This window comes from Roseibium marinum, from assembly GCF_002906165.1.
Taxonomy (GTDB): Bacteria; Pseudomonadota; Alphaproteobacteria; order Rhizobiales; family Stappiaceae; genus Roseibium; species Roseibium marinum.
In genome coordinates this window covers 123,581-136,233 of record NZ_PPCN01000013.1, presented here as the reverse complement: position 1 = coordinate 136,233, position 12,653 = coordinate 123,581, and the positions used below count along the sequence as shown (strand labels likewise).

Below are 12,653 nucleotides of genomic sequence, written 5' to 3'. Positions count from 1 at the left end.
GAGCAGGCGGATTGAAGCCGCTCTGTATGAGCCGATCCCGCCCTGGAATGCAGCTGCACTGCAAGCGAGTGGTCGGATCTGCCTGTGGTCACCCCACCCTCACCTTGGTCATGCCATGGCTTGACCATGGCATCCATGCCGATACAGCGCCACGAACTCACGCCCGTTGATATACAAGGTATCGGCATGGATTGCAGGATCAGGTCCTGCAATGACGGAGCAGGTTGACAGGCGTCCCGCAAGCCTCTTGCCAGCCGCACCCGCCGAGCCCCTAGTTGCGGACCGGAATATCCATGTCCTCGATCTTCAGTTCGCGCACCAGTTCCGGAATGCCCCATTCGACCTTCGGATCGACGCGGATCTTGAAGTGATACATGGACTGCAGCGCCTGATGGTCCTCAGGCCGGAACACCATCTTGCCCTTCGGCGTTTCGAATTCCATGCCCTCCATCGCCGCGATCAGCTCCTCGGTGTCCGTCGAACCGGCCTTGCGGATCGCCTCCACGATGGCGATGCCCGCGGCCATGCCGCCAGCGGTGAAGAAATCGGGCGGCGCGTCGAACCGTTTCTGATGCTCGGACACCAGCCAATCGTTCACCGGGTTTTTCGGGATCTCGTAATAGTAATACGTCGCCCCTTCCATGCCCGGCAGCTCCTTGTAGGCCTTCATGGCCGCCAGGATGTTGCCGCCGGTGGCGATCTCCACTCCGAAACGCTCCGGCTCCATCGCCTTGATCTTGCTGATCGGATTGCCGCCGCCGGCCCAGATCACGAACAGGAACTTGCGGCCCGGCTCATCCTTCAGGGCATCGAAGATACGCTGTGCGTTGGCGGTGAAATCCTTGGTGTCCGTCGGCGCGTATTCCTCGAACACCAGCTTGGCGCCGGTGCCTTCCAGCGCTTCCTTGAAGGCGGCGACGCCGTCCCGGCCGAAGGCATAGTCCTGCGCCAGGGTCGCGATCGACACGCCTTCCTGACCGAGCGCCACCGCATTGGAGATGGCGTCCTGGGAAGAATTGCGCGAGGTCCGGAAGACATAGCGGTTCCAGTTTTCGCCGGTGATCGAGTCGGCCACCGCCGGTTCCACGATCAGCAGCTTCTCGTATTCCTCGGCCACCGGCAGCATGGCCAGCGCCACGCCGGAGGACACCGGCCCGACGGCGATATCGACCTCATCGTCGCCATAGGCTTCGGCCAGCACGGCCTTGCCGATATCCGGCTTCAGCTGCGTGTCCTTCTCGATGACCACGATCCTGCGGCCGTCCACTTCCATCGTCCCGTCGGTTGCATATTCCAGCCCCATCATCAGCCCGGTATGCGACTGCTTGGCGTAGGCCTCCAGCGCGCCGGTCTGGCCGTAAACATGGGCGATCTTGATATCTTCAGCCAGGGCACCCGCAGCGCCTGCGGCCGTCAGGCCAACGGCAGCCATCAACGGCACTGCCCGGCGTATAACGCATTTCATCATGATTTTTCCTCCCGATGGGCGCGAGACCCGGCCCACAGTATCAGGCTACTCCCACAGCCTGACAAGAGCCGCCACATTGCCTGGCGCCGGGCTATATATGAAACCTGAATCAGTATTCATGTCAAGAGAGGAAAGAATACCGCCACGCCGGGTTTTCGGAACTTACCGGCCGCTGCGGACAAGCGCCGGCGACCGACTCCCGGGCATCGCCGGATGGCCCGTCTACGCCGATACTACCATCAACGCCCTCCTTGAGCATCCCCGAAGGCAGCGCTTCTCCCCTCGGCGGTCATCCCCGGCAAGCGCAGCGCGACCGGGGATCCAATCATTTCCAGAGAGACCGGCAAGAGGCATGGCATTGCCGAAACGGCGGCGCCCCATTCGGCTCAACGGCAAGCGGCAAGGTGGAATGGATCCCCGGTCAAGCCGGGGATGACCGCCTCGGGAGTGGCGCGTCCGCAACCCATTCCACCGCCTGCCCCTCCACAGCGCCGTCCCGGACAAGTGCAGCGAACGCTGCACGCCGATCCGGGATCCAGCGCATCAGCGTGAGCGAAGCGAACTCATTCTGTAGAAAAGGCCGCGCCTTCAGCGCGAAATATGTCTGGATTCCGGATCAGCGCTCGGCTGCGCCTCACTTGTCCGGAATGAGGGACACGGGGGTACTTTCAGACCAGTGCAGCATCCCCCTCACCGCAACCTTCCCTCCGTCTCCGCATCGAAAAACAACGCCGCCGCCGGATCGAAGCTGACGGCAACCGTGCCTTCCGAAACCGGAGTCTCCTCGCCCTTGGTCTCGACGATCACCCGCTCTCCCGTCGGGCAGACGAGATAGGAATACGCAACACCGCCGAGTTGTTCGCACAGGTCAACGCGGGCGCCGTCTGCGGCCGGGGTGATGTTGAGGTGCTGGGGACGGAGGCCGACGAGGACTTTTTTGCCCTTTGCGGGCAGGGCGACGGAGACCGGGACGGTGATGCCGCCGAAGGCGGCGATGGTGACCGCGCCATCGCCGGCGATGCCTTCGACGAAATTCATGCTGGGCGAGCCGATGAAGCCGGCGACGAAGCGGTTGTCCGGGTCGGAATAGAGCCGCATCGGCGAGCCGACCTGTTCGATCCGGCCACCGCGCAGCACGACGATCTTGTCGGCCAGCGTCATCGCCTCGACCTGGTCGTGGGTGACGTAGATCATCGTCGCGCCGATATCCTTGTGCAGGCGGGCGATCTCCACGCGCATGTCAACGCGCAGCTCGGCGTCCAGGTTGGAGAGCGGCTCGTCGAAGAGGAACACTTCCGGGCCGCGCACGATGGCGCGGCCGATGGCAACGCGCTGGCGCTGGCCGCCGGACAGCGCCTTCGGCTTACGCTTCAGGTAGGGGTCGAGCTGCAGGATACGGCTGGCCTCGGCGACCTTGGCGGCGATCTCCGCCTTGGGAACACCGTTCATCTTCAGGCCGAAGCCCATGTTTTCTTCCACGCTCATATGCGGGTAAAGCGCGTAGGTCTGGAACACCATGGCGATGCCGCGCTCCGCCGGGTCCATTTTTGTTACGTCCCGGCCGCCGATGCCGATCTCTCCCGAAGTGGTTTCCTCAAGACCGGCGATCATGCGCAGCAGCGTCGACTTTCCGCAGCCCGACGGCCCGACGAAGACGCAGAACTCGCCGTCGTCGATCTCAAGATCCACCCCGTGGATGACCTGCATGTCGCCGTATTTCTTGACGGCCTTGTTCAGTGTGACGCCGGACATGAATGTCTATCTCCCTGGGAAATGTTCAGGCGGGGAACTGCCAGTCCTCGACAGCCTTCGCGATGCTGGACGCGGTTTCCAGAAGCGCCGGGCGCATCGCCGTCAGCTCCTCCAGAGTTTTCCGCCCTGTGGTCGTTGTGATGGACAGCGCCCCAACCGGCCGCCCGCCGGCGGAAAGGATAGGCGCGGCGATGCAGACGATGCCGGGTTCGTGCTCCTCCCGGTCGAAGGCCACACCCGCCCGCCGGATTTCCGCAAGCTCCGCCCGCAGCTCGGCCTCGTTGCCCAGCGTCGCGGGGGTGTAACGGTAGAAGGACTGCTTGCGGATGACATGATCCAGCTCGGCCGGATCGATGAAGGCCATCAGCGCCTTGCCGACGCCGGTGCAATAGGCCGGACCGACCTTGCCGGCCTGCGAAAACATGTCGATGGGGCTGGCGGCATTGCGCTTGTCGACATAAAGCACCTGCCCGCTGTCCAGCTGCGCCAGGTGAACGGTTTCACCGGCCTGTTCGGCCAGGGCATTCAGGAAAGGACGGGCAATCGGCGCGATCGAACTCTGCCGCCAGGCGACATGCGCGAGCCGCACCAGGCGCATGCCGAGCGTATAGGTCTGGTGCCGGTCGTCATAGGCCAGCATGGCCTGGCTCACCAGGGTTTGAAGCAGGCGGTAAAGCGTTGCCTTGGGATGCGGACTGTCCGCCAGCAGTTCGGAAAACCGCACAGGCCGGCCCACGGACGCGACCTTGTCCAGCACCTCGAGTGCCTTGCCGACCGTTCCGTCCGCGCCTGCACTTCCGCTTCGGCTTCCACTCGCGGGACTTGCCTGCTTGTTCACGCATTCCTCCATTCGTCCGTTTCTTTGCGCCGGACCGGTTGACAACCTAACCCGCCCGCAGCAAAGTATCAATATACAAAACTAAGTTTCAAATAATGGAACAACTAGGGAGGACATCATGCGTTCCATACTGAAGACCTCCGCGGCGGCGATTGCCGTTCTGGCCGCGACACTGGGCGGAGCATCCGCCGACGGACTGACAGGCAATCTGAAGATCTTTCTGGACACATCCAATCCGGCGCCGCGCGCGACCATGGAAGAGATGATCGCCCAATTTGGCGAAAAGAACCCGGATCTCACCATTGAAACGACGGTGATCGACCGGGAAGCCTACAAGACCCAGATCCGCAACTTCCTGACGGCAAACGCGCCGGATGTGGCCAACTGGTACGCGGCCAACCGCATGCGTCCCTATGTGGAAGCGGGTCTCTTCGAGGACGTTTCAGATCTGTGGGCGGAACCGGCAATCGCCGAAAATCTCGCCTCCACCAAAGGCGCGCTGACCATCGACGGCAAGCAGTGGGGCGTGCCCTACACCTACTATCAGTGGGGCGTCTATTACCGGAAGGATATCTTCGACGAGCTGGGCCTGAGCGAACCCGCCACCTGGGAAGAGGAAAAGGCCAACTGCCAGAAGATCCTCGACGCCGGCAAGAAGTGCTACACCATCGGCACCAAGTTCCTGTGGACCGCCGGCGGCTGGTTCGACTACCTGAACATGCGCACCAACGGCTTCGACTTTCACATGGACCTGCTGACCGGCAAGGCCTCCTGGCAGTCCGACGAAGTCCGCAAGACCTTCGCCAACTGGCGTGAACTCATCGACATGGGCGCCTTCATCGACAACCACCAGACCTACAGCTGGCAGGAAGCCCTGCCGTTCATGGTCAAGGGCGATGCCGCCGCCTACCTGATGGGCAACTTCGCCGTCGCGCCGCTGCGCGATGCGGGTCTTACCGACGACCAGATCGATTTCTACCAGTTTGTCGAAATCACGCCGGGCGTCGAGAAGGCGGAAGACGCCCCGACGGATACGTTCCACATTCCGTCCAAGGCGCAGAACAAGGAAGCGGCCCGCGAATTCCTGAAATTCGTGGTCTCCCCGGAGGTCCAGACCTGGATCAACGACGGCAAGCATCTCGGCCAGCTGCCGGTGAACGCCAAGTCGTCGGTCGACAATGACAAGTTCCTCGAGCAGGGCTTCGAGATGCTGTCCACCAACTCCCCGGGCGGCGTCGCCCAGTTCTTCGACCGCGACGCGCCGGCCGAAATGGCCAAGATCGCCATGGAAGGCCTGCAGGAATTCATGGTCAAGCCGGACAACCTGGACAAGATCCTGGCCCGTCTGGACCGTGCCCGCGAGCGCATCAACAAATAGGGCTCGTCCGACCCGGAGCCGGACAGGGTGCGACCGCACCCTGTCCGGCTTTCGAAGCCTCCGTCCGCCCCTCACGAAGAGCCCCGACATGGCCCAAGCGTCCGTCGCCGCATCGCGGCAGAACTCCTGGTGGCACCGGAACCAGCAACGGCTCACCCCCTGGCTGTTCCTGGCTCCGGGAATTCTGTTTTTCCTGTTTTACGTGATCTTTCCGATCTTCCAGTCCTTCAACCTCTCGCTCTACGAGTGGGACGGGCTGGGTCAGGCGGAATTTGTCGGCACCTACAATTACGAAGAGCTCTACTGGGACGAGGCCTTCTACACCTCGCTGAAGAACAACGTCATTTGGCTGGTTCTGTATCTCGCCGCCATTCCCGCGGGGCTTTTCATCGCGCTGTTCCTGAATCAGACCGTGACCGGCATCCGGCTCTACAAGTCGCTTTTCTTTTTCCCCTTCGTGATTTCCCAGGTCGTCGTCGGCCTGGTGTTCACCTGGTTCTACGATCCGACCTTCGGCATTCTCAACGTGCTGCTGGGCGCGGTCGGCCTGCCGCCGATGAACGTGCTCGGCGACGAGAACTGGGTCACCGTCGGCATCATCGTCGCCGGCCTGTGGCCGCAGACCGCCTATTGCATGATCCTCTATCTCACCGGCCTCAATGCCGTCGATCCGGAGCAGATCGAAGCCGGACGCCTCGACGGCGCGAAGGGCTGGCGCATGCTGTGGTACATCATCGTGCCGCAACTCCGCCCCGCCACCTTCATCGCCTTCGTGGTGACCATCATCGGCGCGCTGCGCTCCTTCGACCTGATCTCGGTCATGACCAACGGCGGCCCCTTCGGCGCCAGCCGGGTTCTCAGCTTCTACATGTTCGAGGTGGCGCTGTCCGAATACGGCTTCCGCATGGGCTACGGCGCGGCCATCGCGGTGGTGCTGTTCATGATCATGCTGGCCTTCATCGCCTATTTCCTGTGGTCGATGTACAAGGAAGAAAGGGCGCGCTGAGATGTTTCCCACACCGATAGAACGCACCTCGCGCACCTGGCGGATCAGCTACCAGACCCTGCTGCCGCTGGCGCTGATCCTGTGGCTGCTGCCGCTGATCGCGGTGGCGATCTTCTCCGTCAAACCGGACAGCGATTTCGCCAACGCCAACTACTGGGGCTGGCCGTCGTCCTTCGAGGGCTTCACCAACTACGCGCTGGTGTTCACCGGATCGGACATGCCGCAATATCTGCTGAACTCGTTCAAGATCACCATTCCCACGGTGATCGGCGCGGTGACACTGTCCTGCATGACCGGCTTCGCCCTCGGCGTCTACAAGTTCAAGGCCAACATCTGGATCTTCTTCATGTTCGTGGCCGGCAACTTCGTGCCGTTCCAGATCCTGATGGTGCCCGTGCGCGATCTCACCCTGCAGATGGGCCTCTACAACACCATCACCGGCCTGGTGCTGTTCCACATCGCCTTCCAGACGGGCTTCTGCACGCTGTTCATGCGCAATTTCATCCGCGCGCTTCCCTTTGAGCTGATCGAGGCCGCCCGCGTGGAGGGCGTCGCTGAATGGCGGATCTTCTGGTATGTCGTCCTGCCGCTGATGAAACCGGCCATCGCCGCGCTTTCCGTGCTGATCTTCACCTTCATCTGGAACGACTATTTCTGGGCGATTGTTCTGACCCAGGGTGTCGAGAGCCAGCCGGTGACGGCGGGCATCACCTCCTTCAATTCCCAGTACCGCGCCGCCTACCACCTGATGAGCGCCGGCTCCATCGTCGCCGCCCTGCCGCCGGTCGCGATGTTCTTCCTGATGCAGCGCCACTTCATCGCCGGCCTGACCCTCGGAGCCGTCAAATGACCTGCCCGCAACCAGTTCGCCAACACACGACGCAGGGCGCGGGGAGCGAGAGAAATGCGGGCTAGGACCTGGCATCTAAGCGACACCCGTCAGAGCCTGGTTCTCGCAAGCTTCGAGGACCGCCTGCCGGAAGTCGTCTACTGGGGCCCGGCCCTGCCGGAAAGCGAGAATATCGGCACCCTGGCCGCGGCCTCCGTCATGGACGTCACCGGCGGCATGATCGACGCCAACGCTCCCGTCAGCCTGAACCCGGAAGCCTCCCGCACCTTCCCCGGCCAGACGGGTCTGACCGCCCGCAGCGCCGCCGGACAGCCGCTCGCGCCGTCCTTCCGCTTTGAAAGCGAAGAGGAGACGGAACACGGACATACGCTTGTCTTCACCGACAGCAGCCTTGGCCTCAGCCTGAGCTTCGATCTGGCGCTGACACCGGAAACCTCACTCCTGAAGTTGCGGACACGGCTTGACAGCGTGGACGAGATCCAAGTGGACTGGCTGGCGGCGCCGGTGCTGCCCACTCCCGCGCATCTGGATGAAATGATCGAGTTTTCCGGCCGCTGGTGCGCCGAATTTCTGACCCGCCGCCTTGCCTTCGCGCCGGGTGCGCGCCTGCGCGACAACCGGACCGGCCGCACGGACCACGCTCATTTCCCCGGGTTGATCGTCTGCAATGCCGCGACGACGAACACTCAGGGCGAGGCCTATGCCTTCCACTACGGCTGGTCCGGCGGACACAGAATGGTGACGGAAGAACTGGCGGACGGACGGCGGCAGGTCCAGTTCGGCCACGCTTCCGCAAGCATGGCGAAGGGGCGGTTTTTTCAGACCGCCCCGCTCTATGCCGCCTGGTCGCCGAAAGGCCTCAACGGCGCGGCGGTCCTCTTCCAGCGGCACGTCCGCGATCACATCGTCAAGGGCGCCCGCGCGTCGCGCCCGGTGCACTACAACTGCTGGGAAGCGGTCTATTTCGATCACAAGCTCGACGAGCTCAAATCCATCGCCTCGCAGGCGGCGAACCTGGGGGCCGAGCGCTTTGTGCTGGACGACGGCTGGTTCGGACGCCGCGACGACGACACCTCGTCTCTGGGAGACTGGACCGTCGACCGCCGCAAGTACCCCGACGGCCTGACCCCGCTTATAGATCATATCAAGGCCCTCGGCCTGGAATTCGGCATCTGGTTCGAACCGGAGATGATCAACGAGGACAGCGACCTCCAGCGCGCCCATCCCGACTGGGTGCTTGGACCGGCGGATCAGATCCGCGGCCGCCAGCAGCTTGTCCTCGACATGTCCCGGAAGGATGTGCGCACCTACCTTTATGACCACATCGCCGACATCCTCTCAAACAACGATGTCGGCTACATCAAGTGGGACCACAACAGGGTTCTTCCGGTCATCGACAGCGCCCAGACCGAGGGCGTCTACGCGCTGTTGGACCGGCTGCGGGCGGATTTTCCGAATGTCGAGATCGAAAGCTGCTCGTCGGGCGGCGGGCGTATCGACTTCGGCATTCTGGAGCGCACCCAGCGGGTCTGGCTCTCCGATAGCAACGACGCGCTGGAGCGCCAGCGCATCCAGCACGACGCGGCGCTGTTCCTGCCGGCATCCGTTACCGGATCCCATGTCGGACCGCGCCGCTGCCATACGTCCGGACGGATGCTCGACATCGGCATTCGCGCCTGGACGGCCGCCCAGCGGCACATGGGGTTCGAGATGGACCCGCGTGAATTGACGGACACCGAGGCGGACACCCTGCGCCAGGTGACAAGTTGGTGGAAGGCCAACCGCGACTGGATGATGCGGGCGGACATCCTGCGTCTGGACAGCGCCGACCCGGCCGTGATCGCGGAACAGCAACTCTCGGAAGAAGGTGACCGCTTCGTGGTTTTCGCGGCGCAGATCCGCACCTCCGACCAGATCCTGCCGTATCCGCTTCGCCTCACCGGCCTGAACCCGGAGACGACATACAGGATAACCCTGACCAATCGGGACGATGCTTCGCGCTTGTCACGCGGCGCGCCACTGCTTAAGCAAACAGATCTTGATGCCAGCGGACAATATCTCATGTCCCACGGCCTGACACTCCCCTGGCGGTTCCCGCAGACGATCTGGGTGCTGGAAGGAAGGCGGCTCTGAGCCGTCTCCAGGCACCCGGTTCAAGCCGCAAGCATGAACGAAGGAAACTCAAATGTACGCCAACTTTCCGGATCTCAAGGATGCATCGGTCTTCATCACCGGCGGCGGGTCCGGCATCGGCGCGGCGCTCACCGACGGTTTTCTTGCCCAGGGTGCCAAGGTCGCTTTCGTCCAGCGTTCGGATGCATCCGCCTTTTGCGACGAGATGCAGGAAAAACACGGACAGCGCCCTCTCTTTCTACCCTGCGACATCACGGATATTGCCGCGCTGAAACGCGCGATGACAGAAGCGGCGGAAGCCCAGGGCGCCATCACCGTGCTGGTCAACAATGCCGCCAACGACAAACGCCACAAGACCGAAGAGGTCGACGAGGCGTTCTGGGACTGGTCCCAGGCCATCAACCTGAAATCCTATTTCTTCGCCTGCCAGCAGGTGATCGCCGGCATGCGCGCCGCCGGAGGCGGCTCGATCGTCAACTTCTCCTCCATTTCCTACATGATGGGAGGGGACGGTTTCCCGTCCTACACGACGGCCAATTCCGGCATCAACGGCATGACCCGCAGCCTGGCGCGCGAATTCGGGCCGGACAACATCCGCGTCAACGCCATGGCGCCGGGTTGGGTGCTGACCCAAAGGCAGAAGGACCTTTGGGTAACGCCGGAAGGGCTGGCGGCCCATATCGACCGTCAGTGCCTCAAGGTGGAGCTTGTGCCAGAAGACATGGTCGACCCGGTGCTGTTCCTGGCCTCCCGCGCCAGCAAGGCGATGACCGGCCAGTCCCTCGTGGTCGATGGCGGAGTTGTGGTGACCGGATGACACCCCAGGAAAACCCAGGACCGATGACGGCAGACTGGATCGCGGTGGATTGGGGAACAACCAATCTGCGTATCTGGGCTATCGACGGTTCCGGGAAGACAATCGCCCACCGCAGCTCCGCGAAGGGCATGGGCAAACTCGCCCCGCATGAATTCGAACCCGCGCTTCTCGATCTGACCGAAGACCTTTTGAGCGAGGGCCGCGGGACAGCGGTAATCGTCTGCGGCATGGCCGGCTCCCGCCAGGGCTGGGCCGAGGCGCCGTACAAGACGACGCCCTGCCCGCCGCCCACCATCGGGGACGCCACGATCGTCGCCACCCGGGACGCCCGTCTCGATGTGCGCATCCTGCCCGGCATCAAGCAGCTTGAGCCCGCCGATGTCATGCGCGGCGAGGAAACGCAGATCGCCGGGTTTCTTGCCGGAGATCCCGAATTCAAGGGGCTGCTGTGCCTGCCGGGAACGCACACGAAATGGGTGTTTCTGGATGGCGGCCGGATAACGGCTTTCACAACTTTCATGACGGGCGAATTGTTTGCGCTGCTGTCCGGCCAATCGGTCCTGCGTCACGGCCTCTCGCAGCAAGACATGGACATGGATGCCTTCAGGAAAGCCGTTGGGGACATGGATAAGGAACCGGCGCGGCTCGCGGCGGAACTCTTCGGCGTCAGGGCGGCGGGTCTGATCGCGGGCCTCGGTCCGGAGCAGGCCCGCGGACGCCTGTCCGGACTGCTCATCGGTGTGGAACTGGCGGCGGTGCGCCAGGACATTGCTAACCTGCCGATTGCGATCCTGGGCAGCGACACCCTGGCAAGAACCTACCGGACCGCCCTGGAAAGCCTCGGCCACAGTGCCGGACTGCTGGATGCGGACACCATCACGCTGAAAGGCCTCACCCTCGCCTATTCTTCCTGTTCAAAGGTATCCTCATGAGCCGCAACCTTATCGCGATTTTGCGCGGGCTGACCCCGGACGAAGCTCTGCCCGTGACCGAATGCCTGATTAAAGCCGGCATCACCCGGATAGAAGTCCCGCTCAATTCCCCGGACCCGCTGAAAAGCATTGGCGCCATGGCCGGAAAGTTTTCCGATGTGGCGGAAATCGGCGCGGGAACCGTTCTGGAACCCGCACAGGTCCGGGACGTCAAGGCCGCCGGAGGAACCCTGATCGTTTCGCCGGACTGCAATCCGGAAGTGATCGCGGCGACAAAAGCGGAAGGCATGTCCTCCTTTCCGGGCGTCATGACACCGAGCGAATGTTTCACCGCCCTGCGTGGCGGAGCCGACGGCCTGAAGTTCTTCCCGGCATCGCTCATCGGCCCCGACGGTCTGAAGGCCATGCTCGCGGTCCTGCCGAAGGGAACCGTGACCTATGCGGTCGGCGGCGCGGGACCGGATAATTTCAGCAACTGGATCAGGGCCGGTGCAACCGGTTTCGGCATCGGCACCGCGCTCTTCAAGCCGGGCTTCACGGTCGCTGAAATCCGGCAGCGCGCGGAGAAGATCGTTGCCGCCTACGATGCGGCGGTTTCAACCGAGGAGTAGATCCATGATAGAAATCTTTGACGACCGCCGCTGTGAGGTGGGTGAAGGCCCGCTCTGGCATCCGGAGCGCAGGCAGCTGTTCTGGCTCGATATCCTCAACAAGCGGCTGATGAGCAATGAAGACGGAGCGCCTAAATCCTGGCAGTTCGATGAGTATGTTTCGGCCGCGGGCTGGGTCAGCGAAACGGAACTGCTCATCGCAAGCGCCAGCATGCTGTTCCTGTTCGATCTGGATGCCGAGACATCGCGCAAACTTGTCGACCTGGAGGCGGACAACCCGGTAACCCGCTCAAACGACGGCCGCGCCGACCCGAAGGGCGGGTTCTGGATCGGCACCATGGGCTTCAACGCCGAGCCGGGTGCCGGATCGATCTATCGCTATTACAAGGGCGAGCTGCGCAAGCTGTTCGGTGACATTACCGTCACCAACGCCATCTGCTTCTCCCCCGACGGCAGGACCGCCTATTTTGCCGATACGGACAAACAACTGCTTCAGCAGATCGCCCTGGACGAGGAAGGATGGCCAACGGGAACACCGGCGCTGTTCAGGGATTTCTCCGAAGAAGGCCTTTTTCCCGACGGCGCGGTTGTCGACAGCGAGGGCTTTTTATGGAATGCCCAATGGCAAGCGGGCCGCGTTGCCCGCTACGCGCCGGACGGCGGTTTTGCCGGGGAAGTCTCCTTTCCTGCCAGCCAGACCACCTGCCCGGCCTTCGGCGGTCCGGACATGCAGACGCTGTTTGTGACCTCGGCGGCGCTCGACCTGTCCGGGGAATCCGATGGCAAGACCTGGACCACAAGGGTTGGCGTTCGCGGCCAGACGGAACATCGCGTAATTCTCTAGAGCCTCCTGCGTTGATATGACCGC

At 62.9% G+C, this 12,653-nt stretch carries 11 protein-coding genes; 8 read left to right on the top strand and 3 right to left on the bottom strand.

The genetic code is table 11. The annotated features are described in order from the left end of the window. Positions 1-271: 271 nt before the first annotated feature. The 3 genes from CLV41_RS23415 to CLV41_RS23405 form a co-directional block, all read right to left on the bottom strand. Positions 272-1,468 carry a substrate-binding domain-containing protein gene (locus CLV41_RS23415; RefSeq protein ID WP_103224898.1) on the bottom strand — a complete coding sequence of 399 codons (1,197 nt, stop codon included), beginning with the start codon at positions 1,466-1,468 and terminating at the stop codon, positions 272-274. Between the two features lie 690 nt (positions 1,469-2,158). Beyond that, a complete protein-coding gene (locus CLV41_RS23410) occupies positions 2,159-3,220 on the bottom strand; it encodes an ABC transporter ATP-binding protein (RefSeq protein WP_103224897.1) in 1,062 nt (353 codons plus the stop codon). Positions 3,221-3,245: 25 nt separating this feature from the next. Beyond that, positions 3,246-4,058 carry an IclR family transcriptional regulator gene (locus tag CLV41_RS23405; RefSeq protein ID WP_208987695.1) on the bottom strand — a complete coding sequence of 271 codons (813 nt, stop codon included), beginning with the start codon at positions 4,056-4,058 and terminating at the stop codon, positions 3,246-3,248. A gap of 118 nt (positions 4,059-4,176) precedes the next feature. Here CLV41_RS23405 and CLV41_RS23400 point away from each other — a divergent pair, with 118 nt between their 5' ends. From CLV41_RS23400 to CLV41_RS23365, 8 genes are all read left to right on the top strand, one after another. Further along, entirely contained in the window at positions 4,177-5,436 is a 1,260-nt protein-coding gene (locus tag CLV41_RS23400) for an ABC transporter substrate-binding protein (protein ID WP_103224895.1), read from the top strand. An 88-nt stretch (positions 5,437-5,524) separates the two neighbouring features. Beyond that, the gene (locus tag CLV41_RS23395; RefSeq protein WP_103224894.1) at positions 5,525-6,442 is read left to right on the top strand and encodes a carbohydrate ABC transporter permease; all 918 of its coding nucleotides are present in this window, start codon (positions 5,525-5,527) and stop codon (positions 6,440-6,442) included. A 1-nt stretch (position 6,443) separates the two neighbouring features. Then, on the top strand, positions 6,444-7,292 hold the full coding sequence (locus CLV41_RS23390; RefSeq protein ID WP_103224893.1) for a carbohydrate ABC transporter permease: 849 nt from the start codon (positions 6,444-6,446) through the stop codon (positions 7,290-7,292). Positions 7,293-7,346: 54 nt separating this feature from the next. Continuing rightward, a complete protein-coding gene (locus CLV41_RS23385) occupies positions 7,347-9,425 on the top strand; it encodes an alpha-galactosidase (protein ID WP_103224892.1) in 2,079 nt (692 codons plus the stop codon). Positions 9,426-9,477: 52 nt separating this feature from the next. Further along, on the top strand, positions 9,478-10,242 hold the full coding sequence (locus CLV41_RS23380; protein ID WP_103224891.1) for an SDR family NAD(P)-dependent oxidoreductase: 765 nt from the start codon (positions 9,478-9,480) through the stop codon (positions 10,240-10,242). Between the two features lie 23 nt (positions 10,243-10,265). After that, positions 10,266-11,174, top strand: coding sequence for a 2-dehydro-3-deoxygalactonokinase (locus CLV41_RS23375; RefSeq protein WP_103224890.1), 909 nt, complete (start codon positions 10,266-10,268; stop codon positions 11,172-11,174). Then, the gene (locus tag CLV41_RS23370) at positions 11,171-11,785 is read left to right on the top strand and encodes a 2-dehydro-3-deoxy-6-phosphogalactonate aldolase (RefSeq protein WP_103224889.1); all 615 of its coding nucleotides are present in this window, start codon (positions 11,171-11,173) and stop codon (positions 11,783-11,785) included. Before CLV41_RS23375 ends, CLV41_RS23370 begins: the two co-directional genes overlap by 4 nt. 4 nt (positions 11,786-11,789) lie before the next feature. Continuing rightward, positions 11,790-12,629, top strand: a complete 840-nt coding sequence (locus tag CLV41_RS23365; RefSeq protein ID WP_103224888.1) for an SMP-30/gluconolactonase/LRE family protein — start codon at positions 11,790-11,792, stop codon at positions 12,627-12,629. Positions 12,630-12,653 lie beyond the last annotated feature (24 nt).